We start from the raw sequence: 22,182 nt of genomic DNA on the forward strand, positions 1-22,182 counted from the left end.
GCCAGCCCTGCTGCGGCGCCCGTTCCGGCCCCCGGATGCGACCCTCGTGAAACCTCTCCTGCTCTCGCACTTCACCGCCACCAGCTGCATCGGCCGCGGCCTCGACGCGACCCTCGATGCGCTGCGCCACGCCCGCAGCGGGCTCGTGCCGTGCGACTTCGAGCGTGCGGACCTCGACACGTGGATCGGCGCGGTGGACGCCGTCGATACGCAACCCGTGCGTGCCGATCTCGCCGACTTCGAATGCCGCAACAACCGCCTCGCGCAACTCGGCCTGACGCAGGACGGCTTCGACGCCCGCGTCGCGGCGGCCGTCGCGCGCTACGGCGCCGCACGCGTCGGCGTGTTCGTCGGCACGAGCACGGCCGGCATCCTCGAAACCGAACGCGCATACCAGCGCCGCGACCCGGCGAGCGGCGCGCTGCCGGCCGACTTCCGCTATGCGCACACGCACAATCCGTATTCGCCGGCCGCGTTCGTGCGCGCGTATTTCGCACTGCGCGGGCCGGCGATGGCGATCTCGTCCGCGTGCTCGTCGGGCGCGAAGGTGTTCGGCTCCGCGCGACGCATGATCGAGGCCGGACTGATCGACGCGGCCGTCGTCGGCGGCGTCGATTCGCTGTGCCTGACCACGCTGTACGGCTTCAATTCGCTCGAACTGCTGTCGCGCCGGCCGTGCCGGCCGTTCGACGTCGCGCGCGACGGCATCTCGATCGGCGAGGCCGCCGCATTCGCGCTCGTCGAACGCGTCCCCGCGCCGCCCGCCACGCTCGACGACGACGCGATCCTGCTGCTCGGCATCGGCGAATCGAGCGACGCGCACCACATGTCGTCGCCGCATCCGGAAGGGCTCGGCGCGCGCGCCGCGATCGAGCAGGCGCTCGCGTCCGCCGGCCTCGGCGCGCACGATATCGACTACGTGAACCTGCACGGCACGGCGACGCCGAGCAACGATGCAGCGGAAAGCCGCGCGGTCGGCGCGCTGTTCGCCCGCACACCATGCAGCTCGACGAAGGGCGCGACCGGCCACACGCTCGGCGCGGCCGGCGCGCTGGAGGCGATCGTCGCCGCGCTCGCGCTGCGCGAGCAGTTCGTGCCGGCCGGCGTCAACACGACGCAGCCCGACCCGGCGCTCGCGGCCGATTACGTGCTCGCGAGCCGCGACACGCGCGTACGCGCCGTCCTTTCCAACTCGTTCGGCTTCGGCGGCACGAATTGCAGCCTGATCCTCGGCCGCGCCGATCACGCCCGCCGTTGAGGCTCGCCATGACACTGACCGCCTTCATCGAAAGCATCGGCCTCGTCGGGCCGGGATTGAACGACTGGCCGCACGCGGCCGACGTGCTCGCGGGCCGCGCGTCCTATGCGCCCGCCCGCACCGAGCTGCCGCCGCCGGCCGGCCTGCCGTCCGCCGAACGGCGTCGCACGGGCCCCGTCGTGCGCGCCGCGCTCGCGGTCGGCCACGAAGCGGTGGCCGCGAGCGGCTTCGACGCCGCGACGCTCGCGACCGTGTTCAGCGCATCCGGCGGCGACGGCCAGAACTGCCACGCGATCTGCGAAACGCTGGCCGGCGATGATCGACAGCTGTCGCCGACCCGCTTCCACAACTCGGTGCACAACGCCCCGGCCGGCTACTGGAGCATCGCGACCCGCGCGACGGCGACGTCGAACGTGCTGTGTGCGCATGACGGCAGCTTTGCCGCCGGCCTGCTCGAAAGCCTGTGCCAGGTCGTCGTCGATCGCGTGCCGAGCCTGCTGATCGCGTACGACACCGACTATCCGGAACCGCTGCGCACGGTGCGCCCGATCGGCGACGCGTTCGGCGTCGCGCTCGTGCTCGCACCTCAAGCCGGCGAGCGCACGCTCGCCCGCATCGACGTGCAGCTCACCGACGCAGCCGCGACAACGCTCGCCGATGCCGGACTCGACGCACTGCGCGCCGGCAATCCGGCCGCCCGCGTGCTGCCGCTGCTCGAGGCGCTCGCCGCGCGGCGGTCCACGCGCGTCGTGCTCGATTACCTGGCCGATACGCGCGTGCAGGTCGACGTCGCGATGCCCGAACCCGTCGCGGAGCGCGCGCAATGACCGCAACGGCCGCATTGACGCCGCCGCTCGACCATGCGTGGATTGCCGCGCACATTCCGCACGCCGGCACGATGTGCGTGCTCGATTCGGTCGATGCGTGGGATACCGAACGAATCCGCTGCACCGCGACGAGCCACCGCGATCCGCACAACCCGCTGCGTGCGCACGGCCGGCTCGCATCGGTCTGCGGCATCGAATACGCCGCGCAGGCGATGGCCGTGCACGGCGCGCTGCTCGGCGCGCACGAAGCGCGCCCGCGCGCCGGCTATCTCGCGAGCGTGCGCAACGTCGACGCGTTCGTCGATCGGCTCGACACCTTCGAGCAGCCGCTCACCGTCGACGCGCACCGTGTGAGCGGCGACGGCCGCTCGGTCCTGTACGGCTTCGCGCTGCGCTGCGGCGAGCGCGTGCTGCTGTCCGGCCGCGCGGCGGTGATGCTCGACGCATCGGCCGCCGGCGCGTTTCAACCGGCGCCTGCCGGCAACACGAATCCTCGATGACGAGGCTTACCTCAAGGAAACCGGTCGTGAAAGTTCGTCAGTTCATTGGCGCCGCGCTCGTTCTGGCGCTGCTCAGCCCGCTCGCACACGCGGACATGTCTGAAGTGAAGCAGGACATCAAGCGCGACTCGAAGGAAGCCGCGCACAAGACCGGCGACGCGGCGCGCAGCTTCGGCCACGCGACCGCGAGCGCCGCGAAGGCGGTCGGGCACGGCGTCGCCCATGCGTCGCGCGAAGGCTGGGAAGCCACCAAGCGCACGACGAAGCGGATCTTCCACAAGAACGACTCGGACGAGTCGGCTGGAAAAAGCGAAAAGAACGACTGATCACGCGTCCCGCGCGCATTGCCGAAGGCATGCGCGCGGGACGTGACCACGCATCGATCGATCGCCGATTGCGACGCGCCGGCGCCGCCGTCAGCGTGCGCCGCGCATGCGGCGCGGCGACCTCGCCGGCCTGCGCGCGAAGCACTTGCCGTACGCGACCAGCCAGCAATCGCGATGATCGAAGTTCCGCAGCAGCCGCGCGCGGCGCCGCTCGAGCCAGTAGAGCGAGATCGTCATCGCCAGCGCGACGGCCAGCGCCGCGCCGCCGATCACGAGTCCCATCCAGGTGTCGCCCATGCGTTCTCCGGAATGCGAGGCCGAAGCGGCGCGCCTGCCGCCGCTCCGGCACGGGATAGTGGGGAACGCGGCCTGCACGGGTCCGAACGCCGTGCGGGCCGCCGCGCGTCAGTGCATGTGCTGACCGCCGTTGATCGCGATGTTGGAACCCGTCACGAAGCCGGCCTCCTCCGAGCACAGGTAGGCCACCAGCGCCGCGACTTCCTCGGGCTTGCCGAGCCGGCCCGCCGGAATCTGCGGGAGGATCTTCGTGTCGAGGATGTCCTGCGGGATCGCGGTGACCATCTTCGTCGCGAGATAGCCCGGCGACACCGTGTTCACCGTCACGCCCTTGCGCGCGACCTCGAGCGCGAGCGACTTCGTGAAGCCGTGCATGCCGGCTTTCGCCGCCGCGTAGTTGGTCTGGCCGACCGATCCCTTCGAGCCGTTCACCGACGAAATGTTGACGATGCGGCCCCAGCCGCGCTCGACCATGCCGTCGCAAACCGGCTTCGTCATGTTGAACACGGAGTCGAGGTTCGTGCGGATCACCGCGTCCCAGTTGACCTTGTCGAGCTTGCGCAGCGTCATGTCGCGCGTGATGCCCGCGTTGTTCACGAGAATGTCGACCGGGCCGACGTCCCGCACGATCTTCTCGATGCATTGCTGGCACGAGTCGTGATCGGCCACGTCCACGGGGTACGCATCGAACGCGCGGCCGGCCGCATGCATCTCGGTCAGCCAGCGGTCCGCGTTGGCGTTGTTGGGCGAATACGTGACGACTACCCGGTGACCCGCATCGTTCAACCGGATGCTGACCGCTTCACCAAGGCCACCCATGCCACCCGTCACAACTGCAATTCTCTTAGTCATCCTATTCACTACCGACAAAAAAGTAATCGATGAAAGGCCGGGCGACGGCATCGCAATGCGGCCGCCCCGCCGCTTCGATGTGCGTGCGACCCCCGCATCGCGGGCGCGGCGCGCACCGTCACCTCGCGCGTATTGTTGACCGCCTGTCTTGCGCGAAAATCGCCTGGCTCACCCGCGGCGCCGATCCGCGCCGCAAGCGAACCGTGCCGTCAGCCCCGGCTCAGTCGCGCTCGACCGCGAGCGCGACACCCATCCCGCCGCCGATGCACAGCGACGCCAGCCCGCGCTTCGCATCGCGCTTGACCATCTCGTGCAGCAGCGTCACCAGGATCCGGCAGCCCGATGCGCCGATCGGGTGGCCGATCGCGATCGCCCCGCCGTTCACGTTCACCTTCGACGTGTCCCAGCCCATCTGCTTGTGCACCGCCAGCGCCTGCGCCGCGAACGCTTCGTTGATTTCCATCAGGTCCAGGTCGCCCGGCGTCCAGCCCGCGCGCTCCAGTGCACGGCGCGACGCCGGCACCGGGCCCATGCCCATCACGCTCGGGTCCACGCCCGCGTTCGCGTATGCCTTGATTCGCGCGAGCGGCGTCAGGCCCAGCGCCGCCGCCTTCTGCGCCGACATCACCAGCACCGCCGCCGCGCCGTCGTTCAGCCCCGACGCGTTCGCCGCCGTCACCGAGCCGTCCTTCGAGAACGCCGGCTTCAGCCCCGCCAGCGACTCCGCCGTCACGCCGTGACGCACGAACTCGTCGGTCGCGAACTGCAGCGGCTCGCCCTTGCGTTGCGGGATCGACACCGGCACGATCTCGTCGGCGAAGCGCCCGGCCTTCTGCGCGGCTTCCGCCTTGTTCTGCGACAGCGCCGCGAACGCGTCCTGCTCTCCGCGCGTAATCCCGTATTCCTTCGCGACGTTCTCCGCCGTGATGCCCATGTGGTACTGGTTGTACACGTCCCACAGCCCGTCGACGATCATCGTGTCGACCAGCTTCGCGTCGCCCATCCGGAACCCGTCGCGCGAGCCCGGCAGCACGTGCGGCGATGCGCTCATGTTCTCCTGGCCGCCCGCGATCACGATGTCCGCGTCGCCCGCGACGATCGCGTTCGCCGCCAGCATCACGGCCTTCAGGCCCGAGCCGCACACCTTGTTGATCGTCATCCCCGGCACCGCGCTCGGCAGCCCCGCCTTGATCAGCGACTGCCGCGCCGGGTTCTGCCCCGAGCCGGCCGTCAGCACCTGGCCCATGATCACTTCGCTGACCTGCTCGGGCTTCACGCCCGCACGCTCCAGTACCGCGCGAATCACCGTCGCGCCCAGTTCGGGCGCCGCGATCTTCGCCAGCGAGCCGCCGAATTTGCCGACCGCGGTCCGTGCGGCCGATACGATCACTACATCCGTCATGTTCAATCCCTGCATTGAAATCAGTTCGTCGTTCCGACGCCGGCACGAGGCCGCAGCACGTGGCGATGGCGTGCGGCGGGCCATCCGGCGCGGGCGCGGTCGCATGCCGTCGCATGGTGGGCAGCGCCTGTTCGCACCGTCGGCACGGCACACCGCGGCACGGGCAACCGTGCACGGTCGTCTTGCGGCGCATCGGACGTTCGTCGGACCCCGTGTGGCACACGCGGCGTCCGGCGCCATCCGGCGCCGATCAATCGTGTCGCGCCTGCGCGCGACACGCACTCACGCGGTTACGTAGCCGATTCGCCGCGCGCAGCTGCTGCGTCCTTGCGGGCGGCAGACGCCGTCTGCTTGGCGCCGCGCGTGGCCGTTTCGCTGACCGCGTCGAAGCCGCTCTGCGCCGCTTCAATCGCCTGCCCCGTCGCCGCACGCACGGAGTCGGCCGCGGCGGTCGCCGCGGACAGCGCCGAATTCAGCGCGGCCACCACCGGTGCCGAGCCGGCCGGCGCATGCTTCGACAGTTCGCCAAGCACGTCCTTCAGGCGCTTGTCGTTCTGCTCGTACTGCGCCTGCGCGACCTTCGCCCATTCGGACTGCGTCGACACCGCGATGTCGAACAGATGGCGGCCGTACGACACGGCCTTGCCGGCCGCTTCCTGCGGCGCGGCAACCTGCTGCGCGAGGCCCGCGGCCGGGTTGTTGCTGTTGAACGCGTTCTTCAGCTTGTCCTCGTATTCCTCGAGCGCCGTCCGGGCCGCCTGCAGGTTGAGTTCGACGACGGCCTCGAAACCGTGGATCGCCGGACGGGCGATCGCGAACCAGGCGGCGATACCGGATTGATAATCGGCGGCGAGTTTTTCGGGGGCAAATACGGACATCGGGCACGCTCCTGTTAGCAATGCGAGAGACGACTTGAAGAAAAATGGAAGCTTGATCGACAGCTGCTTCCTTATTGACGACCCGTTACCTGTTTGAGCACGGGCAGTTGAAGGAAGCCATTCTAGAGCGATTAATTGTCAATTAAGTGGCATTAATGATAGGTGTAAACCCTTATTACCCTTTACGGCCCCCGTCGAAGCCCGCGGCATGCCGATTTCGCGACCGGAGATACCCACCGACTCCGACCCGCAACGCCTTTTTACCTTTTTACAGCATAGCGCATCGTGACTTCGCGCAATATTTACCAATTCATTATTCCGCTTATTAGAAAACCGGCCCTCATTAAAAATCTGGCGGCGACCCATGTAATCGTTTTTTTCGAGATTTATTATGAAATCGTTTTCGGTATTATTAATAACGAATTCAATAATCGGACGAATTGCGGATTGCGATAAAAAAAGGCCGCTCGAAGCGGCCCCGGTCGATGCGGTCGGGCGCGGGATCAGCCGGCCAGTTCACGGTGCAGCGCGCGGAACTCCTGCGCGAGCTTGTGCGTCGGCTCGAGATGGATCACCGGCATCGACTGCTGATGCGATTCGCGGATCTTCACCGACGCGGACAACCGCGACGCGAGGACCGGCAGCCCTTCGTCGACGAGCTCGTCGACCAGCCGTTGCGGCAGGCTCGCGCGCGGCTGGAACTGGTTGATGACGATTCCTTCCACCTCGAGCGCGGCGTTGTGGTCCTGCTGGATTTCCTTCACGTTCTCTAGCAGCGTGTACAGCGCGCGGCGCGAGAAATCGTCGCAGTCGAACGGGATCAGGCAGCGCTCGACCGCGATCAGCGCCGAGCGCGTATAGAAGTTCAGCGCGGGCGGCGTGTCAATGTATACGGCGTCGTACATGTCGAGCTCGTTCAGTGCGTCGCGCAGCTTGTAGATCTTGTAGCGCGATTCGAGCTTGCCGTGCAGCGTGTCGAGATCCGGATGTGCGGGCATCACGTCGAGCCCGTCGAACGGGGTCGCGTGGATGAACGACGCGACGTCGACCGGACGGAAGTTGAAGGTCAGCGCGGTTTCGAAGAAGCCGGCCACGCCCGGTCGCGCATCCGCCGCGGCGTCGCCGAGCAGGTAGCGCGTCGAGTTCGCCTGCGCGTCGAGATCGATGACGAGCGTGCGCAATCCTTCGCTCGCGCTGATCGCCGCCAGGTTGCAGACGATCGTCGACTTGCCCACGCCGCCCTTCTGGTTGAATACGACCCGCCGCATGGTGTCCCCTCGATCGAAACGTCGAAACGGCCAGCTTAGCCGCTCAATCATGGCGGCCGCGTGACGCAGATCGAATCGGACGCGACTTGTGCGCGGCACACGTCACATGCGCGGCACCGCGCCCGATACGTAGCGGTTGCCGGGCACGCTCCACCGCCACGGGAGATCCTGGCCGACGCGAATGCCGATGCGCGGCCCGCCCGCCAGATCGTCGGGCGGCGCCATCCCGTCGTCGACGATCGCGAACCCTTCATGCGCACCGACCAGGTCGACGCCATCCTGCGCGCCGCTGATCCCCATCGCCTGCGTCAACCGTGCCGGCCCGCGGCACAGGTCGCGATCGCGCGTCCGCGGCGGCCGCGCCGCACGCATCAGATCGAGCCCGTGCAGCGGCTCCAGCGCACGGATCAGCACGCCCGTTCCGGCGCCGTCCGGACCGCACACGCAGTTGCAGCACCAGTGCATGCCGTACGTGAAATAGACGTAGAAGTGCCCGGGCGGCCCGAACATCGTCGCGTTGCGCGGCGTCTTGCCGCGATAGGTGTGCGCGGCCGGATCGAGCGCGCCCGCATACGCTTCCACTTCGACGATGCGGCCGGCCCGGCCGTCCGCGGCCGCGAGGATCTTGTTCAGCAGTTGCGGCGCCACCTCGGTGGCCATGCGGTTGAAGAATGCGCGCGGCACGATGGCGCCGGGCCACGCAGCCGCCGTCTTACTGCGTCGCATCGTGCCTCTCCGTCATCGCCGCGAGATGAAGCTCACGATACGCATCGACCAGATCGCCGAGCCCGAATGCGAGGTTTCTCCCGCTGGGATTGGGCAGCACCCACACTCGCGCATGCCGGATGCGTGATGGCTGCAACCCCCACGCGACTTCGCGTTGCCCGGACAGCGCCGAATACGCCGCCTTGCCGAGAAACGCGACGAAGCGCGGCGCATGCTGCGCGACCTTCTGCTCGAACACGGCGGCCGCGGCCATGAATTCCGCGCGCGAAAGCTGATCGGCACGCGCGGTCGGCCGCGGCACCACGGCCGTCAGCCCGCAGCCGTACTGAAGAATCGCGCGATCGTCCTGCGGCGAAATTTCCGTCGGCGTGAAGCCCGCGAGATGGATCACGCGCCAGAAGCGGTTGTTTCTTCCCGCGAAGTGATGGCCGGTCGCGGCCGCGACCAGGCCGGGATTGATCCCGCAGAACAGGACATCGAGATCGGGAGCGATGAGGTCGAGGAGTGCGTCAGCCAAGTTTCATCCGGAGCGCGACGGGAAGGCGCGACGTAAACGAAGCAAGGCCCGAAGACCCGTGCCAAGCGACTGGCTTGACTCGGACATTCGGGCCCATCGTGATACGCGGGTGCGACTCGCGATCAGAACGGAATATCGTCGTCCATCTCGTCGAAGCCGCCGCCAGCCGGTGCGCTCGGACGGCTCTGGCCGCCGCCACCCGCACCGCCACGCGCCGCGCCGCCGGCACGACCGCCGCCGCCACCGCCGCGCTCCGCCTGCTCGCCGCGACCGCCGCCGCCACCACCGTAGCCGCCGCCATAACCGCCTTCGTCACCGCCGCCACCGCCGCCGCCCGAACCACCGCGGCCGCCGAGCATCTGCATCTGTTCGGCGACGATTTCGGTCGAGTAACGGTCCTGGCCGTCCTGGCCCTGCCACTTGCGCGTACGGATGCGGCCTTCGATATAGACCGACGACCCCTTCTTCAGGTATTCGCTGACGATTTCCGCCAGACGGCCGAAGAACGCGACGCGATGCCACTCGGTCATTTCCTTGAAATCGCCGCTCGCCTTGTCTTTATAGCGATCGGTCGTCGCGAGACGGATGTTCGCAACCGCGTCGCCGCTCGGCAGGTAACGGACTTCAGGATCGGCGCCGAGATTGCCGACGAGGATGACCTTGTTGACGGATGCCATGTGTTTCTCCAGTAAATTCGATGCGGGGCCGCCCGCGAAAGCCGTCGGAGCGGCCCGCCGGGCGAGCCGGCGAACGCCGCCCGTGCCTGCCCGACAATCAGATTCAGGCCTTGCGCGGCGGCGCTTTCATGCTGGCCGCGATTATAAGCCACGCGGCAACGAGCCCAGAACACGTGTAAAACACCGTGTTCGCGCCGCCGTGCTTCAGCAGCCAGCCGCCCACGATGCCACCGAGTGCGAGCCCGATCGACTGCGTGGTGTTGTAGACGCCCGTGGCCGCGCCCTTGCGCGAACCCGGCGCGAGCTTCGACACGAGCGACGGCTGCGACGCTTCCAGGATGTTGAACCCGAGGAAGTACACGAACAGGATCGCCGCCACAATCAGAATGGTATGCGGTGCGCTGCCGAGCAACAATTGGCCAATCAGGATAGCCAGAATGCCGCCGAGCAGTACCGGCTTCATCTTGCCCCGTTTTTCCGCGACGATGATCGCCGGCACCATCATCACGAACGCGAGCCCCATCACCGGCAGATAGACCTTCCAGTGCGCGGCGACCGGCAGCCCGCCGTCCACCAGCAGGCGCGGCACGACGAGGAACAGCGCCGTCTGCGTCGCATGCAGCACCAGCACGCCGAAGTTCAGGCGCAGCAGCTCGACGTTGTGCAGCACCTCGGCGAACGGCGCGGGCACGTGCACGGGCTTTGCCGCATCGGGCACGATCCACAGGACGACGCCGATCGCGAGGATCGACAGCACGCCGACGATCGCGAACAGCCCGCTCATCCCGACCCAGTGGAACACGATCGGCGCGCCGACGATCGCGACCGCGAACGACACGCCGATCGAGCCGCCGACCATCGCCATCGCCTTCGTGCGGTTCTGCTCGGAGGTCAGGTCGGCGATGAACGCGAGCACCGCGGACGACACCGCGCCCATCCCCTGGATCACGCGGCCGACGATGATCCACGTGATGTCGTGCGCGAACGCGGCGACGAAGCTGCCGAGCGCGAAGATCACGAGGCCCGTGGCGATCACCGGCTTGCGGCCGAACTTGTCGGACGCCCAGCCGTAGAAGATATAGAACAGCGACTGCGTGACGCCGTAGGCCCCGAGCGCGACACCGACGAGCAGCACGTTGTCGCCGCCCGGGATGGTTTTCGCGTAGACCGAGAACACCGGCATGATCATGAACAGGCCGAGCATGCGCAGCGCGAAGATCGCCGCGAGCGACGTGGTCGCGCGCAGTTCGGGCGCAGTCATGCGGGAAGACGTGGCAGACGGATTGGACATCGGGAATGAATTTCGAATGATCGGAATGTCCGCCCGGCAGCGGGCGGCGGAAGATCAGGACCGGCGGCCTGGCGGCCTTTCGGACGACACGTCGGGGCCGGATGCAGGCGGCCTGCGAACCGCCCGGAACGTGCGGCGCGACCGCTTTCCCCGGCGCAGGTGTCGCCTTGCTGCCACTTGCCGTAAAGGCTGGGGGCCGTAAACGACGGTCTCGAAAAGCCGTTATAGTAGCAGGTTTGGTTCCCTCCATTTTCGCCAGGTTCATGGAACAGATCCGTATCCGTGGGGCACGCACCCACAACCTGAAAAACGTCAATCTCGACCTGCCGCGCCACAAGCTGGTCGTGATTACCGGGTTGTCCGGGTCGGGCAAGTCGTCGCTCGCGTTCGACACCCTTTATGCCGAGGGCCAGCGCCGCTACGTGGAAAGCCTGTCCGCGTATGCCCGCCAGTTCCTGCAGCTGATGGAGAAACCCGACGTCGACCTGATCGAAGGGCTGTCGCCGGCGATCTCGATCGAGCAGAAGGCAACGTCCCACAACCCGCGTTCGACCGTCGGCACGGTCACGGAAATCCACGACTACCTGCGACTTTTGTACGCACGTGTCGGCACGCCGTACTGCCCCGACCACGACATCCCGCTCGAGGCGCAGAGCGTGTCGCAGATGGTCGACGCGGCGCTCGCGCTGCCCGAGGAAACCAAGCTGATGATCCTCGCGCCCGTCGTCGCGAACCGCAAGGGCGAGCACGCCGAGCTGTTCGAGGAGATGCAGGCGCAGGGCTTCGTGCGCTTTCGCGTGCGCTCGGGTGGCGGCACCGCGAACGAAGGCGTCGCGAAGATCTACGAGGTCGAGTCGCTGCCGAAGCTGAAGAAGAACGACAAGCACACCATCGACGTCGTCGTCGATCGCCTGAAGGTGCGCCCGGACATGAAGCAGCGGCTCGCCGAATCGTTCGAGACGGCGCTGCGCCTCGCCGACGGCCGCGCGATCGCGCTCGAGATGGATACCGACCGCGAGCACCTGTTCAGCTCGAAGTTCGCGTGCCCGATCTGCTCGTACTCGCTGCAGGAGCTCGAGCCGCGCCTGTTCTCCTTCAACAACCCGATGGGCGCGTGCCCGGAATGCGACGGCCTCGGCCAGATCACGTTCTTCGACCCGAAGCGGGTCGTCGCGCACCCGTCGCTGTCGCTTGCCGCCGGCGCGGTGAAGGGCTGGGACCGCCGCAACCAGTTCTACTTCCAGATGCTGCAGAGCCTCGCGGCATTCTACGAATTCGACATCGACGCCGCATTCGAGGATCTGCCCGAAAAGATCCGGAAGGTGCTGCTGTTCGGTTCGGGCAAGCAGACGATCCCGTTCTCGTACATCAACGAGCGCGGCCGCACGACGATCCGCGAGCACGTGTTCGAGGGGATCATCCCGAATCTCGAACGCCGCTACCGCGAGACCGATTCGGTCGCGGTGCGCGAAGAGCTGTCGAAATACCAGAACAACCAGCCGTGTCCGTCGTGCGACGGCACGCGCCTGCGCCGCGAGGCGCGCCACGTGCGGATCGGCACCGGCGACGACGCGCGCGGCATCTATGAAATCAGCGGCTGGCCGCTGCGCGACGCGCTCGGCTATTTCGACGGGCTGACGCTCGAAGGCGCGAAGCGCGAGATCGCCGACAAGGTGATCAAGGAAATCGTCGCGCGCCTGACGTTCCTGAACAACGTCGGCCTCGACTACCTGTCGCTCGAGCGCAGCGCCGAAACGCTGTCGGGCGGCGAGGCGCAGCGGATCCGGCTCGCGTCGCAGATCGGCTCGGGGCTGACGGGCGTGATGTACGTGCTCGACGAGCCGTCGATCGGCCTGCACCAGCGCGACAACGACCGCCTGATCGGGACGCTCAAGCATCTGCGCGACCTCGGCAACTCGGTGATCGTCGTCGAGCACGACGAGGACATGATCCGCACGGCCGACTACGTCGTCGACATGGGCCCCGGCGCGGGCGAGCACGGCGGCGTGGTCGTCGCCGAAGGCACGCCGAAACAGGTGCAGTCGAACCCGCAATCGCTGACCGGCCAGTACCTGCTCGGCAAGCGCGTCATCGAGTACCCGGACGAGCGGCTCGCGCCCGATCCGGAGCGGATGCTGCGCATCGTCGACGCGCACGGCAACAACCTGAAGCACGTCGATCTCGAACTGCCGGTCGGGCTGCTGACCTGCATCACCGGCGTGTCGGGCTCCGGCAAGTCGACGCTGATCAACGACACGCTGTATCACGCGGTCGCGCGCCACCTGTACGGCTCGTCGGCCGAGCCGGCGCCGCACGAGGCGATCGAGGGCCTCGAGCACTTCGACAAGGTGATCAACGTCGATCAGTCGCCGATCGGCCGCACTCCGCGCTCGAACCCGGCCACGTACACGGGCCTGTTCACGCCGATCCGCGAGCTGTTCTCGGGCGTGCCGACCTCGAAGGAGCGCGGCTACGATCCGGGCCGCTTCTCGTTCAACGTGAAGGGCGGCCGCTGCGAATCGTGCCAGGGCGACGGCGTGCTGAAGGTCGAGATGCACTTCCTGCCGGACGTCTACGTGCCGTGCGACGTGTGCCACGGCAAGCGCTACAACCGCGAAACGCTCGAAGTGCAGTACAAGGGCAAGAACGTCAGCGAAGTGCTCGACATGACGGTCGAGCACGCGTACGAGTTCTTCAGCGCGGTGCCGGTCATCGCGCGCAAGCTGAAGACGCTACTCGACGTCGGCCTCGGCTACATCCGCCTGGGCCAGTCGGCCACGACGCTGTCGGGCGGCGAGGCGCAGCGCGTGAAGCTGTCGCTGGAGCTGTCGAAGCGCGACACCGGCCGCACGCTGTACATCCTCGACGAGCCGACCACCGGCCTGCACTTCCACGACATCGCACTGCTGCTGGAAGTGATCCACCGGCTGCGCGACCAGGGCAACACGGTCGTGATCATCGAGCACAACCTCGACGTGATCAAGACGGCCGATTGGGTGATCGACCTCGGCCCCGAAGGCGGCGCCGGCGGCGGCCAGATCATCGCGCAGGGCACGCCCGAGCAGGTCGCGAAGACGAAGGCGAGCTTCACCGGCAAGTACCTCGCGCCGCTGCTCAAGCGTGCGGCCCGCAAAGTCGCGGCCGGCTGACACCCGTTCCGCCCTTCCCCGCGCGCGGCCGCCCGGCCGCGCGCGCGCCGAAGGAAGGCCGCGCCCCCTCGTTTTCCCTTCTGCGTTTACACCACGCGCCAAACGGCCCGATTGCGGACCATAATGGCAGCTATACTTTACGGTCGTAAGGTTCGCCATCCGCACCAATCCGGTGCGGCGCCGGGCGGGCGGCGCTCTGCCGCGCGGCGCCCGGCACGACACACGGACGACAGGAATCCACGATGGAGAAGCAACAGGAGTCGCGCGACACGCAGAACCGCGAGCCGCATCTGCGCAGCGTGCGGCTGACGAGCGACTTGAGCCTGCCGAAGCTGTCGGCGCTCGAGGTCGGCAGCTATCTCTTCGCGCTCGTCATGATGTGGCTCGTCCTCGAGCTCCGGCTGCTCGGCGGGATGCTGGCCGGCCTGCTCGTCTATCAATTGATCCACACGATCGCGCCCGTGATCGAGCGCCATACCACGAGCATGCGCGCGCGCTGGGTCGCCGTCGTGCTGCTGTCGATCGCGATCGTCGGCGGGCTCACCGGCCTGACGATCGGCATCATCGAGCATTTCGAGCACACGGTGCCGAACCTGCAGAGCCTGCTCGACCAGCTGATGCAGATCGTCGAGCAGACGCGCGCACGCACGCCGGCCTGGATCGCGAATCTGCTGCCCGTCGATGTCGAACAGATGAAGACGAAGGCGGCCGTGCTGATGCACTCGCACATGGACCAGCTCCAGCAAAGCGGCAAGAGCGTCGCGCGCGGCTTCGGCCACGTGCTGTTCGGGATGATCATCGGCGCGATGATCGCGATCGGCGTCGAGCAGGGCAAGGTGCGCCGGCCGCTGTCGACCGCGCTCGTCACGCGCGTGTCGCGCTTCTCCGATGCGTTCCGCCGCATCGTGTTCGCGCAGATCAAGATCTCGGCGATCAACGCGACCTTCACCGGCATCTACCTGCTCGTCGCGCTGCCGATCTTCCACCAGCGGCTGCCGCTGTCGAAAACGCTCGTGCTCGTCACGTTCATCGTCGGCCTGCTGCCCGTGATCGGCAACCTGATCTCGAACACGCTGATCGTCGCGGTGTCGCTGTCGGTCAGCATGGGCACCGCGATCGCGTCGCTCGCGTTCCTCGTCGTCATCCACAAGCTCGAATACTTCCTGAACGCGAAGATCATCGGCGGCCAGATCGAATCGCGCGCGTGGGAGCTGCTGCTCGCGATGCTGATCATGGAAGCCGCGTTCGGGCTGCCGGGCGTGATCGCCGCGCCGATCTTCTATGCGTACCTGAAACGCGAGCTGTACCTGCTGCGGTTGATCTGAGGCCGCCCGCTCGCCGACGGCGTAAAAAAACGCCGCGCCCCGTGAAGGGCGCGGCGTTTTTGCTCGTGGAGCCCGCCTTTCGGCGTCGGCGGATCAGCGGAACACGACCGTCTTCGTCCCGTTCAGCACGACCCGGTGCTCGACGTGCCACTTCACCGCGCGCGCGAGCGTCACGCACTCGACGTCGCGACCGATCGCGGTCAGTTGGTCGGGCGTCATGCTGTGGTCGACGCGCTCGACTTCCTGCTCGATGATGGGGCCTTCGTCGAGATCGGTCGTCACGTAGTGCGCGGTCGCGCCGATCAGCTTCACGCCGCGGTCGAACGCCTGGTAGTACGGCTTCGCGCCCTTGAAGCTCGGCAGGAACGAATGGTGGATGTTGATCGCGCGCCCGGCGAGCTGCTCGCACATGTTCGGCGACAGGATCTGCATGTAGCGCGCGAGCACGACGAGATCGGCCTGATGCTCGTCGATCACTTCCAGCACGCGCGCTTCCTGCGCGGCCTTCGCGGCATCGGACGACCCGCCGATCAGCGGGAAGTGATGGAACGGAATGTTGTAGCTCGCCGCGAGCTGGTAGAACTCCTTGTGGTTCGACACGATCGCCGGAATCTCGATCGGCAACTGGCCGGTGCGATAGCGGAACAGCAGGTCGTTCAGACAGTGGCCGATCTTCGACACCATGATCACGACGCGCGGCTTCACGGCCGCGTCGTGCAGCTCCCAGCGCATCGAGAACCGTTCGGCGAGCGGCGCGAATTCCTTGCGAAGTGTGTCGAGCGCCGACGCAGCATCCACGCCGCCGCCGTCCTGCTCGAAGTGCACGCGCATGAAGAACTCGCTGGTGCGGCTGTCGCCGAACTGCGCGGAATCGAGGATGTTGTTGCTGCGCTCGAACAGGAAGCCCGAGACCGCATGGACGATGCCGTGCCGGTCGGGGCACGACAGTTTCAAGATAAAGCTGTGATCGGTCGGCATGACCGCGACTCCCATTGTTTCCGTATTCGTCAAATTGCCCGTTCGCGCCGCGCGGCGCGCGTCACGCGGCCGGCACGAACAGCGCGTCGATGCCGGCCGCGTCGGCCGCCGGAATCCAGCGGTGGCGCAGCAGCGTATCGAGCGTCGCGAGGCTCGCATCCATCGTCGCGCGGCCTTCGCGCAACCAGCCGATCACCTCGGGCACGCCGGCCAGCAGGTGTTCGGCCACTTCGCCGTCCTGGTTGCGCGGCGCGAAGTCGTGCGGCAGCGGCAGGTCGTACACGAAGATCAGTTCCGACTGCGTGCCTTCCGGCAGCGCGTTCAGCACCTGCACCGTGCGGCCCGCGATCGCGCGCGCCGCCAGCTCGGCCGGAATGCCGGCTTCTTCCCAGCATTCCTTCGCGAGCGTCTCGTGAACGCCCAGCCCCCAGCCGATCCCGCCCGCGACGACGTTGTCGAGCATGCCGGGGTCGGTGGCCTTGGTCGCGCTGCGGCGGCCGAGCCACATCTTCGGCGCGGCCGCGGCGGCCGGCTCGCCCGGCGTAACCGCATATTCTACGATGCCGTTCACGTGCACCGCATAGGTCTGCGTGCCGAAGAAGCGCGACGCGGCGCGCTCGATGTAGGCGAGCGGCGGATCGTCGAAGCGGTTGCGGATCGCGTAGATCTCGTCGCGCCAGCCGGGAATCGCGCCTTCGGCGGCGAGCGCGCCGATCGCGCCGGCGAGCGCCATGCTGCGCGCGTCGACCGAATCGTAGCGCGCCGACAGCACGACCCGCTCGCCGGTCAACTCGAACACGTCGGGCCAGCGCGCGAGCTTCGCGACGTCCTGGCGGCGCACCCAGCCGACCGCCTGGCCGGCGATCTCGAAACGCAGGTGCGCGGCCGGATCGAAGCGGCGCGCGGCCGCGATGCACGGAAACGTCATGGCGCTCAGTCCTTCAGCGCGACGCGGATGCCGATCGCGATGAACGTCGCGCCGGCGATCCGGTCGAGCCACACGCCGGCCTTCGGGCGACGCTTCAGCCACGCGCCGATCATGCCCGCGCCGACGCCGAACAGCGAGAAGACCGCGGCCGTCTGCAGCATGAACAGCGCGCCGAGCTCGAACATCTGCAGCGTCACGCCCTGCGCGCCGTGCGGATCGACGAACTGCGGCAGGAACACGACGAAGAACAGCGTGACCTTCGGGTTCATCAGGTTGCCGATCATGCTCTGCCGGAAAATCGCGCCGAGCGGCTGCGGCGGGCGCGCATGCGCGTTCGCGAGGCCCTGGCTGCGCAGCGCCTTGATGCCGATCCACACGAGGTACGCGGCGCCCGCGAGCTTCAGGATCTGGAACGCGACCGGCGACGAACGCAGCACGGCCGCGACGCCGAGCGCCGCGAGCGTCGTGTGGAACAGGATCCCCGCCGTGAAGCCGAGCGCGGCGACGAAGCCGGCCGCGCGGCCCTGCGAGATGCCGCGTGCGAGCACCTGCAGGTTGTCGGGACCCGGCGCGAACGTGATCGCGATCGACGTGGCGAGAAACAGCATGAAGTTGGGCATCGTGACCTCGCTGCGTAACGTGAACCGGGGCAAGCCGGGGCGGCAAGCCCCGAGCGCACCGGCGTTCAGTGGCCGGAGAATTCGGTGACGGTATAGACGGGCAGGCCGGCGTTGCGCAGCAGCGCCGAGCCGCCGAGATCGGGCAGGTCGATGATCGCCGCGCCTTCGACGACCACCGCGCCGAGCCGCTGCAGCAGGTTGCGCCCCGCCATCATCGTGCCGCCGGTCGCGATCAGGTCGTCCATGACGATCACGCGGTCGCCGGGGCGGCACGCATCTTCGTGGATCTCGACCGTCGCGCTGCCGTATTCGAGGTCGTACGATTCCGAACGGGTCTTGTACGGCAGCTTGCCGACCTTGCGGATCGGCACGAAGCCGACGCTCAGCTCGTACGCGACGATCGGCGCGATGATGAAGCCGCGCGCGTCGAGCCCCGCGACGTAATCGAGCTTCGCATCGACATAGCGTTCGACGAACAGGTCGACGAGGATGCGCAGCGCCTTCGGGCTCTGCAGCAGCGTCGTGATGTCGCGGAACTGCACGCCCGGCTGCGGCCAGTCGGGCACCGTGCGGATCTGGCTGTGGATGAAGGCGACCGGATCGAGCGGTGCGCCCGACGACGAATGCGGCATGAAACTCTCCGAAAAAAACGGTGCGCGAAGATCGGGCACCGTTTCTGAACAATACGGGTCAGGTTGTGAATCGCGGCTCACGCAGCCGCGGCCGGCGGATCGCGCCGATGGCGCGACAACCGCTCCTCCGCGAGCGCGAGCGCCTCGGGCAGCCCGCGCAGCACCACGATGTCGCTCGCGCGCAGCTTGGTCTGCGGATCGGGTTCGACGCCGCGAATGCCGTGCCGGCGGATCGCCGTGACTTCCAGCCCGAGCGCGTACAGCCCGAGTTCTTCCAGCGAGCGCCCGACCGCGTCCGCGCGTGCATCGACCGGCACCGATTGTAGCCGCACCTGCTCGTGATCGTCGTCGTCCGCGTCGTCCGCGCCGCGGAAATAGCCGCGCAGCAGGCTGTAGCGCTCGTCGCGCATCTCCTCGACGCGCCGCACGACCTTGCGCATCGGCACGCCGACCAGCACCAGCGTGTGCGACGCGAGCATCAGGCTGCCCTCGACGATCTCCGGAATCACCTCGGTCGCGCCGGCCGCGAGCAGCTTCTCCAGATCGGCATCGTCGACGGTGCGCACGATCGCCGGCAGCGTCGGCTCGAGCTCGTGCACGTGATGGAGCACGCGCAGCGCGGACGGCGTGTTCGCGTAGGTGATCGCGACGGCCGCCGCACGGTGGATACCGGCCGCGAGCAGCGATTCGCGGCGCGCCGCGTCGCCGAACACGACCGATTCGCCGGCCGTCGCGGCCGCGCTCACGCGATCGGGATCGAGGTCGAGCGCGACGTACGAAATGCCTTCCTGCTCGAGCATGCGCGCCAGGTTCTGGCCCGCGCGGCCATAGCCGCAGATGATCACGTGGCCGCGCTGCTTCAGGCTCTGCGTCGCGATCCGCGTCATCTGCAGCGACTGCTGCATCCATTCCGTCGACGACAGCCGCATCACGATCCGGTCGGCGTTCTGGATCAGGAACGGCGCGGCGAGCATCGACAGCAGCATCGACGCGAGGATCGCCTGCAGCAGCGTCGAATCGACGAGATGCCGGTCGAGGATCAGGTTCAGCAGCACGAAGCCGAATTCGCCGGCCTGCGCGAGGCCGATGCCCGTGCGCATCGCGACGCCCGGCGTCGCCCCGAACAGCCGCGCGAGCCCCGCGATCATGGTCGCCTTGAACAGGATCTGCCCGACGAAAAAACCGAGCACGATCAACGGATGCTCCCAGATCACGCGTGGATCGAGCAGCATCCCCGTCGTCACGAAGAACAGGCCGAGCAGCACGTCGCGAAACGGCTTGATGTCCTCTTCCACCTGATGGCGGAACGGCGTCTCGGAGATGAGCATCCCCGCGATGAACGCGCCGAGCGCGAGCGACAGGCCGAAGCGGTCGGTGATGAACGCGGCGCCGAGCGTGACGAGCAGCAGGTTCAGCACGAACAGCTCCTGCGAGCGGCGCCGCGCGACGACGTTGAGCCAGCGCGTCATGAAACGCTGGCCGATGACCAGCAGCAGCGTGAGCGCGATCACGATCTTGACCGCCGCGAAGCCGAGCGTGATCGCGAGGTCCTTCGACGATTCGGCGCCGAACGCGGCGATCACGATCAGCAGCGGCACGACCGCGAGATCCTGGAACAGCAGCACGCCGAAGATGTTGCGGCCGTGCTCGGTCTCGATCTCGAGCCGCTCGGCGAGCATCTTCGACACGATCGCCGTCGACGACATCGCGAGCGCGCCGCCGAGCGCGATGCTGCCCTGCCACGTGATGTGCACCCAGCGCTCGAACAGCGCGCCGAGCACGAGCGCGAGCACGAGGGTCGCGACGACCTGCAGCAGGCCGAGCCCGAACACGAGCCGCTGCATCGCCCTCAGTTTCGCAAGCGAGAATTCGAGGCCGATCGAAAACATCAGGAACACCACGCCGAACTCCGCCAGGTGCTCGGCCCGTTCGAGATCCGCCGCGACGCCGAATGCGTGCGGGCCGACCAGGATGCCGACGGTCAGGTAGCCGAGCATCGGCGGCAGGTTCAACGAGCGGAATACGACGACGCCCACCACCGAGGCCAGCAGCAGCAGCAGGGTCATTTCGAGCGGGGAAATCACAGGCGAAGCGTCCTCGTTCGTCGGGGCCACGGCAATGCGGGCGCGGGTGGTGGCGGTGGGCAAGCGACATCGGACGGGTCCGAAGGCGCGGCGCGGCGAACAAACGCCTTTGCTATACTCCGCGCATGATAGCGAAAATCAATGATGATCGGGCGCTCGCGCTCGCCCGCGACGTGCTCGACATCGAGGCGGACGCCGTGCGCGCGCTGCGTGACCAGCTCGACGGCGGCTTCGTCCAGGCCGTTGCGTTGCTGCTCGACTGCCGCGGCCGCGTCGTGGTCTCCGGCATCGGCAAATCGGGGCATATCGCCCGCAAGATCGCAGCCACGCTGGCCAGCACCGGTACGCCGGCCTTCTTCGTCCACCCTGCCGAGGCCAGCCACGGCGACCTCGGGATGGTCACCTCCGACGACGTCTTCATCGGCATCTCCTATTCCGGCGAATCGGAAGAGCTCGTCGCGATCCTGCCGCTCGTGAAGCGGATCGGCGCGAAGCTGATCGCGATCACGGGCCGCGCGGGGTCGAGCCTCGGCACGCTCGCCGACGTGAACCTGAACGCCGCGGTGTCGAAGGAAGCGTGCCCGCTGAACCTCGCGCCCACCGCGAGCACGACCGCCGCGCTCGCGCTCGGCGACGCGCTCGCCGTCGCCGTGCTCGACGCGCGCGGCTTCGGCTCGGAAGATTTCGCGCGCTCGCATCCGGGCGGCGCGCTCGGCCGGCGCCTGCTCACCTACGTGCGCGACGTGATGCGCTCGGGCGACGACGTCCCGTCCGTCGGGCTGAACGCGACGCTGTCGGACGCGCTGTTCCAGATCACCGTGAAGCGCCTCGGCATGACGGCCGTGGTCGACGCCGGCGGCAAGGTCGTCGGCATCTTCACGGACGGCGACCTGCGCCGCGTGCTCGCGCGCGACGGCGACTTCCGCACGCTGCCGATCACCGAAGTCATGACGCGCGACCCGCGCACGATCGCGCCGGATCACCTGGCGGTCGAGGCCGTGGAACTGATGGAGCGCCACCGGATCAACCAGATGCTGGTCGTCGATGCCGACGGCGCGCTGATCGGCGCGCTGAACATGCACGACCTGTTTTCGAAGAAGGTGATCTGATGAGCGCAGCACTGACTGCGGCCGAACGCGCGAGCCGCGTGAAGCTGATGATTTTCGACGTCGACGGCGTACTGACCGACGGCGGCCTGCTGTTTACCGCGGCCGGCGACGCGATGAAATCGTTCAATTCGCTCGACGGTCACGGCGTGAAGCTGCTCGGCGAAGCCGGCATCGCGACCGCGATCATCACGGGCCGCCGCTCGGACATCGTCGCGGCACGCGCGAAGGAAATGAAGATCGCGCACCTGTTCCAGGGCGTCGAGAACAAACTCGCCGTGTTCGCCGACCTGATCGCGTCGCTCGGCCTGACGGCCGACGCATGCGGCTACATGGGCGACGACTGGCCCGACCTGCCGGTCATGCTGCGCTGCGGCTTCGCCACGGCCCCCGCGAACGCGCACCCCGAGGTGATCGCCCGCGCGCACTGGGTCGCCGAGGCCCGCGGCGGCCACGGCGCCGTGCGCGAGGTCTGCGATGCGATCCTGCGCGCGCAGCGCCGCTACGACGCGCTGCTCGCCGCCGTCTGCGGAGCCTGACC

General features: G+C 67.8%; 22 protein-coding genes. 8 read left to right on the forward strand and 14 right to left on the reverse strand.

Annotated features, from left to right (window positions below; genetic code table 11):
- Positions 1 to 46: 46 nt before the first annotated feature.
- Genes CFB46_RS01910 through CFB46_RS01925 form a run of 4 tightly spaced genes read left to right on the forward strand, consistent with a single transcriptional unit; the run spans position 47 to position 2,911 of the window.
- Positions 47 to 1,258, forward strand: coding sequence for a beta-ketoacyl-[acyl-carrier-protein] synthase family protein (locus CFB46_RS01910; protein WP_027785435.1), 1,212 nt, complete (start codon positions 47 to 49; stop codon positions 1,256 to 1,258).
- 8 nt (positions 1,259 to 1,266) lie between these two features.
- The gene (locus CFB46_RS01915) at positions 1,267 to 2,085 is read left to right on the forward strand and encodes a beta-ketoacyl synthase chain length factor (protein ID WP_027785436.1); all 819 of its coding nucleotides are present in this window, start codon (positions 1,267 to 1,269) and stop codon (positions 2,083 to 2,085) included.
- Positions 2,082 to 2,585 (forward strand): hotdog family protein, encoded by a 504-nt coding sequence (locus CFB46_RS01920; protein WP_027785437.1) that lies wholly within the window; start codon positions 2,082 to 2,084, stop codon positions 2,583 to 2,585. Before CFB46_RS01915 ends, CFB46_RS01920 begins: the two co-directional genes overlap by 4 nt.
- Positions 2,582 to 2,911, forward strand: a complete 330-nt coding sequence (locus CFB46_RS01925) for a hypothetical protein (RefSeq protein ID WP_027785438.1) — start codon at positions 2,582 to 2,584, stop codon at positions 2,909 to 2,911. The genes CFB46_RS01920 and CFB46_RS01925 overlap by 4 nt, the downstream gene beginning before the upstream one ends.
- A 90-nt stretch (positions 2,912 to 3,001) precedes the next feature.
- Here the strand turns inward: CFB46_RS01925 and CFB46_RS01930 are convergent, their stop codons facing one another.
- From CFB46_RS01930 to CFB46_RS01970, 9 genes are all read right to left on the reverse strand, one after another.
- Positions 3,002 to 3,208, reverse strand: coding sequence for a hypothetical protein (locus CFB46_RS01930; RefSeq protein ID WP_027785439.1), 207 nt, complete (start codon positions 3,206 to 3,208; stop codon positions 3,002 to 3,004).
- Between the two features lie 108 nt (positions 3,209 to 3,316).
- Positions 3,317 to 4,060 (reverse strand): acetoacetyl-CoA reductase, encoded by a 744-nt coding sequence (gene phbB, locus CFB46_RS01935; protein WP_027785440.1) that lies wholly within the window; start codon positions 4,058 to 4,060, stop codon positions 3,317 to 3,319.
- A 220-nt stretch (positions 4,061 to 4,280) separates the two neighbouring features.
- Positions 4,281 to 5,462 carry an acetyl-CoA C-acetyltransferase gene (locus CFB46_RS01940; protein WP_027785441.1) on the reverse strand — a complete coding sequence of 394 codons (1,182 nt, stop codon included), beginning with the start codon at positions 5,460 to 5,462 and terminating at the stop codon, positions 4,281 to 4,283.
- A gap of 290 nt (positions 5,463 to 5,752) precedes the next feature.
- On the reverse strand, positions 5,753 to 6,340 hold the full coding sequence (phaP, locus tag CFB46_RS01945; protein WP_027785442.1) for a TIGR01841 family phasin: 588 nt from the start codon (positions 6,338 to 6,340) through the stop codon (positions 5,753 to 5,755).
- Positions 6,341 to 6,843: 503 nt separating this feature from the next.
- Complete coding sequence (locus CFB46_RS01950) at positions 6,844 to 7,608, reverse strand: ParA family protein (RefSeq protein WP_027785443.1); 765 nt, start codon at positions 7,606 to 7,608, stop codon at positions 6,844 to 6,846.
- A 102-nt stretch (positions 7,609 to 7,710) separates the two neighbouring features.
- Positions 7,711 to 8,334 carry a DNA-3-methyladenine glycosylase gene (locus CFB46_RS01955; protein ID WP_027785444.1) on the reverse strand — a complete coding sequence of 208 codons (624 nt, stop codon included), beginning with the start codon at positions 8,332 to 8,334 and terminating at the stop codon, positions 7,711 to 7,713.
- The gene (gene mug / locus CFB46_RS01960; protein ID WP_089499161.1) at positions 8,321 to 8,851 is read right to left on the reverse strand and encodes a G/U mismatch-specific DNA glycosylase; all 531 of its coding nucleotides are present in this window, start codon (positions 8,849 to 8,851) and stop codon (positions 8,321 to 8,323) included. The genes CFB46_RS01955 and mug overlap by 14 nt, the downstream gene beginning before the upstream one ends.
- A 122-nt stretch (positions 8,852 to 8,973) precedes the next feature.
- The gene (locus CFB46_RS01965) at positions 8,974 to 9,528 is read right to left on the reverse strand and encodes a single-stranded DNA-binding protein (RefSeq protein WP_027785445.1); all 555 of its coding nucleotides are present in this window, start codon (positions 9,526 to 9,528) and stop codon (positions 8,974 to 8,976) included.
- Between the two features lie 103 nt (positions 9,529 to 9,631).
- Positions 9,632 to 10,819 carry an MFS transporter gene (locus CFB46_RS01970; RefSeq protein ID WP_027785446.1) on the reverse strand — a complete coding sequence of 396 codons (1,188 nt, stop codon included), beginning with the start codon at positions 10,817 to 10,819 and terminating at the stop codon, positions 9,632 to 9,634.
- 263 nt (positions 10,820 to 11,082) lie between these two features.
- Between CFB46_RS01970 and uvrA the strand changes: the two genes are divergently transcribed.
- Together uvrA and CFB46_RS01985 are read left to right on the forward strand one after the other, a co-directional pair.
- The gene (gene uvrA, locus CFB46_RS01980; protein ID WP_027785447.1) at positions 11,083 to 13,968 is read left to right on the forward strand and encodes an excinuclease ABC subunit UvrA; all 2,886 of its coding nucleotides are present in this window, start codon (positions 11,083 to 11,085) and stop codon (positions 13,966 to 13,968) included.
- 242 nt (positions 13,969 to 14,210) lie between these two features.
- Positions 14,211 to 15,293: an AI-2E family transporter gene (locus tag CFB46_RS01985; protein ID WP_027785448.1), complete on the forward strand. Its 1,083-nt coding sequence runs from the start codon at positions 14,211 to 14,213 to the stop codon at positions 15,291 to 15,293.
- A gap of 93 nt (positions 15,294 to 15,386) precedes the next feature.
- On the opposite strand, the gene purU is transcribed toward CFB46_RS01985, so the two are convergent.
- From purU to CFB46_RS02010, 5 genes are all read right to left on the reverse strand, one after another.
- Complete coding sequence (gene purU, locus CFB46_RS01990; RefSeq protein ID WP_027785449.1) at positions 15,387 to 16,271, reverse strand: formyltetrahydrofolate deformylase; 885 nt, start codon at positions 16,269 to 16,271, stop codon at positions 15,387 to 15,389.
- A 61-nt stretch (positions 16,272 to 16,332) separates the two neighbouring features.
- Entirely contained in the window at positions 16,333 to 17,199 is an 867-nt protein-coding gene (locus tag CFB46_RS01995; RefSeq protein ID WP_027785450.1) for an NUDIX hydrolase, read from the reverse strand.
- 5 nt (positions 17,200 to 17,204) lie between these two features.
- Entirely contained in the window at positions 17,205 to 17,819 is a 615-nt protein-coding gene (locus CFB46_RS02000) for a LysE family translocator (RefSeq protein WP_027785451.1), read from the reverse strand.
- 65 nt (positions 17,820 to 17,884) lie between these two features.
- Positions 17,885 to 18,451 carry an adenine phosphoribosyltransferase gene (locus CFB46_RS02005; RefSeq protein WP_027785452.1) on the reverse strand — a complete coding sequence of 189 codons (567 nt, stop codon included), beginning with the start codon at positions 18,449 to 18,451 and terminating at the stop codon, positions 17,885 to 17,887.
- A 77-nt stretch (positions 18,452 to 18,528) separates the two neighbouring features.
- A complete protein-coding gene (locus CFB46_RS02010; protein ID WP_027785453.1) occupies positions 18,529 to 20,535 on the reverse strand; it encodes a monovalent cation:proton antiporter family protein in 2,007 nt (668 codons plus the stop codon).
- A gap of 125 nt (positions 20,536 to 20,660) precedes the next feature.
- On the opposite strand from CFB46_RS02010, the gene kdsD reads away from it, so the two are divergent.
- Both kdsD and CFB46_RS02020 read left to right on the forward strand, forming a co-directional pair.
- A complete protein-coding gene (gene kdsD, locus CFB46_RS02015) occupies positions 20,661 to 21,644 on the forward strand; it encodes an arabinose 5-phosphate isomerase KdsD (RefSeq protein WP_027785454.1) in 984 nt (327 codons plus the stop codon).
- Entirely contained in the window at positions 21,644 to 22,180 is a 537-nt protein-coding gene (locus CFB46_RS02020) for a KdsC family phosphatase (protein WP_027785455.1), read from the forward strand. Before kdsD ends, CFB46_RS02020 begins: the two co-directional genes overlap by 1 nt.
- The last annotated feature ends 2 nt before the right edge of the window (positions 22,181 to 22,182 follow it).

It is taken from the genome of Burkholderia sp. HI2761, assembly GCF_002223355.1.
Lineage (GTDB): Bacteria > Pseudomonadota > Gammaproteobacteria > Burkholderiales > Burkholderiaceae > Burkholderia.

Coding starts and splice junctions, on each gene's coding strand:
- CFB46_RS02005 (WP_027785452.1), bottom strand. CDS start 18,451: ATGCCGCATTCGTCGTCGGGCGCACCGCTCGATCCGGTCGCCTTCATC.
- CFB46_RS01930 (WP_027785439.1), bottom strand. CDS start 3,208: ATGGGCGACACCTGGATGGGACTCGTGATCGGCGGCGCGGCGCTGGCC.
- CFB46_RS01925 (WP_027785438.1), top strand. CDS start 2,582: ATGACGAGGCTTACCTCAAGGAAACCGGTCGTGAAAGTTCGTCAGTTC.
- kdsD (WP_027785454.1), top strand. CDS start 20,661: ATGATAGCGAAAATCAATGATGATCGGGCGCTCGCGCTCGCCCGCGAC.
- CFB46_RS01940 (WP_027785441.1), bottom strand. CDS start 5,462: ATGACGGATGTAGTGATCGTATCGGCCGCACGGACCGCGGTCGGCAAA.
- purU (WP_027785449.1), bottom strand. CDS start 16,271: ATGCCGACCGATCACAGCTTTATCTTGAAACTGTCGTGCCCCGACCGG.
- CFB46_RS01955 (WP_027785444.1), bottom strand. CDS start 8,334: ATGCGACGCAGTAAGACGGCGGCTGCGTGGCCCGGCGCCATCGTGCCG.
- phaP (WP_027785442.1), bottom strand. CDS start 6,340: ATGTCCGTATTTGCCCCCGAAAAACTCGCCGCCGATTATCAATCCGGT.
- CFB46_RS02000 (WP_027785451.1), bottom strand. CDS start 17,819: ATGCCCAACTTCATGCTGTTTCTCGCCACGTCGATCGCGATCACGTTC.
- phbB (WP_027785440.1), bottom strand. CDS start 4,060: ATGACTAAGAGAATTGCAGTTGTGACGGGTGGCATGGGTGGCCTTGGT.
- CFB46_RS01915 (WP_027785436.1), top strand. CDS start 1,267: ATGACACTGACCGCCTTCATCGAAAGCATCGGCCTCGTCGGGCCGGGA.
- uvrA (WP_027785447.1), top strand. CDS start 11,083: ATGGAACAGATCCGTATCCGTGGGGCACGCACCCACAACCTGAAAAAC.
- CFB46_RS01950 (WP_027785443.1), bottom strand. CDS start 7,608: ATGCGGCGGGTCGTATTCAACCAGAAGGGCGGCGTGGGCAAGTCGACG.
- CFB46_RS02020 (WP_027785455.1), top strand. CDS start 21,644: ATGAGCGCAGCACTGACTGCGGCCGAACGCGCGAGCCGCGTGAAGCTG.
- CFB46_RS01920 (WP_027785437.1), top strand. CDS start 2,082: ATGACCGCAACGGCCGCATTGACGCCGCCGCTCGACCATGCGTGGATT.
- CFB46_RS01970 (WP_027785446.1), bottom strand. CDS start 10,819: ATGTCCAATCCGTCTGCCACGTCTTCCCGCATGACTGCGCCCGAACTG.
- CFB46_RS01965 (WP_027785445.1), bottom strand. CDS start 9,528: ATGGCATCCGTCAACAAGGTCATCCTCGTCGGCAATCTCGGCGCCGAT.
- CFB46_RS01985 (WP_027785448.1), top strand. CDS start 14,211: ATGGAGAAGCAACAGGAGTCGCGCGACACGCAGAACCGCGAGCCGCAT.
- CFB46_RS01995 (WP_027785450.1), bottom strand. CDS start 17,199: ATGACGTTTCCGTGCATCGCGGCCGCGCGCCGCTTCGATCCGGCCGCG.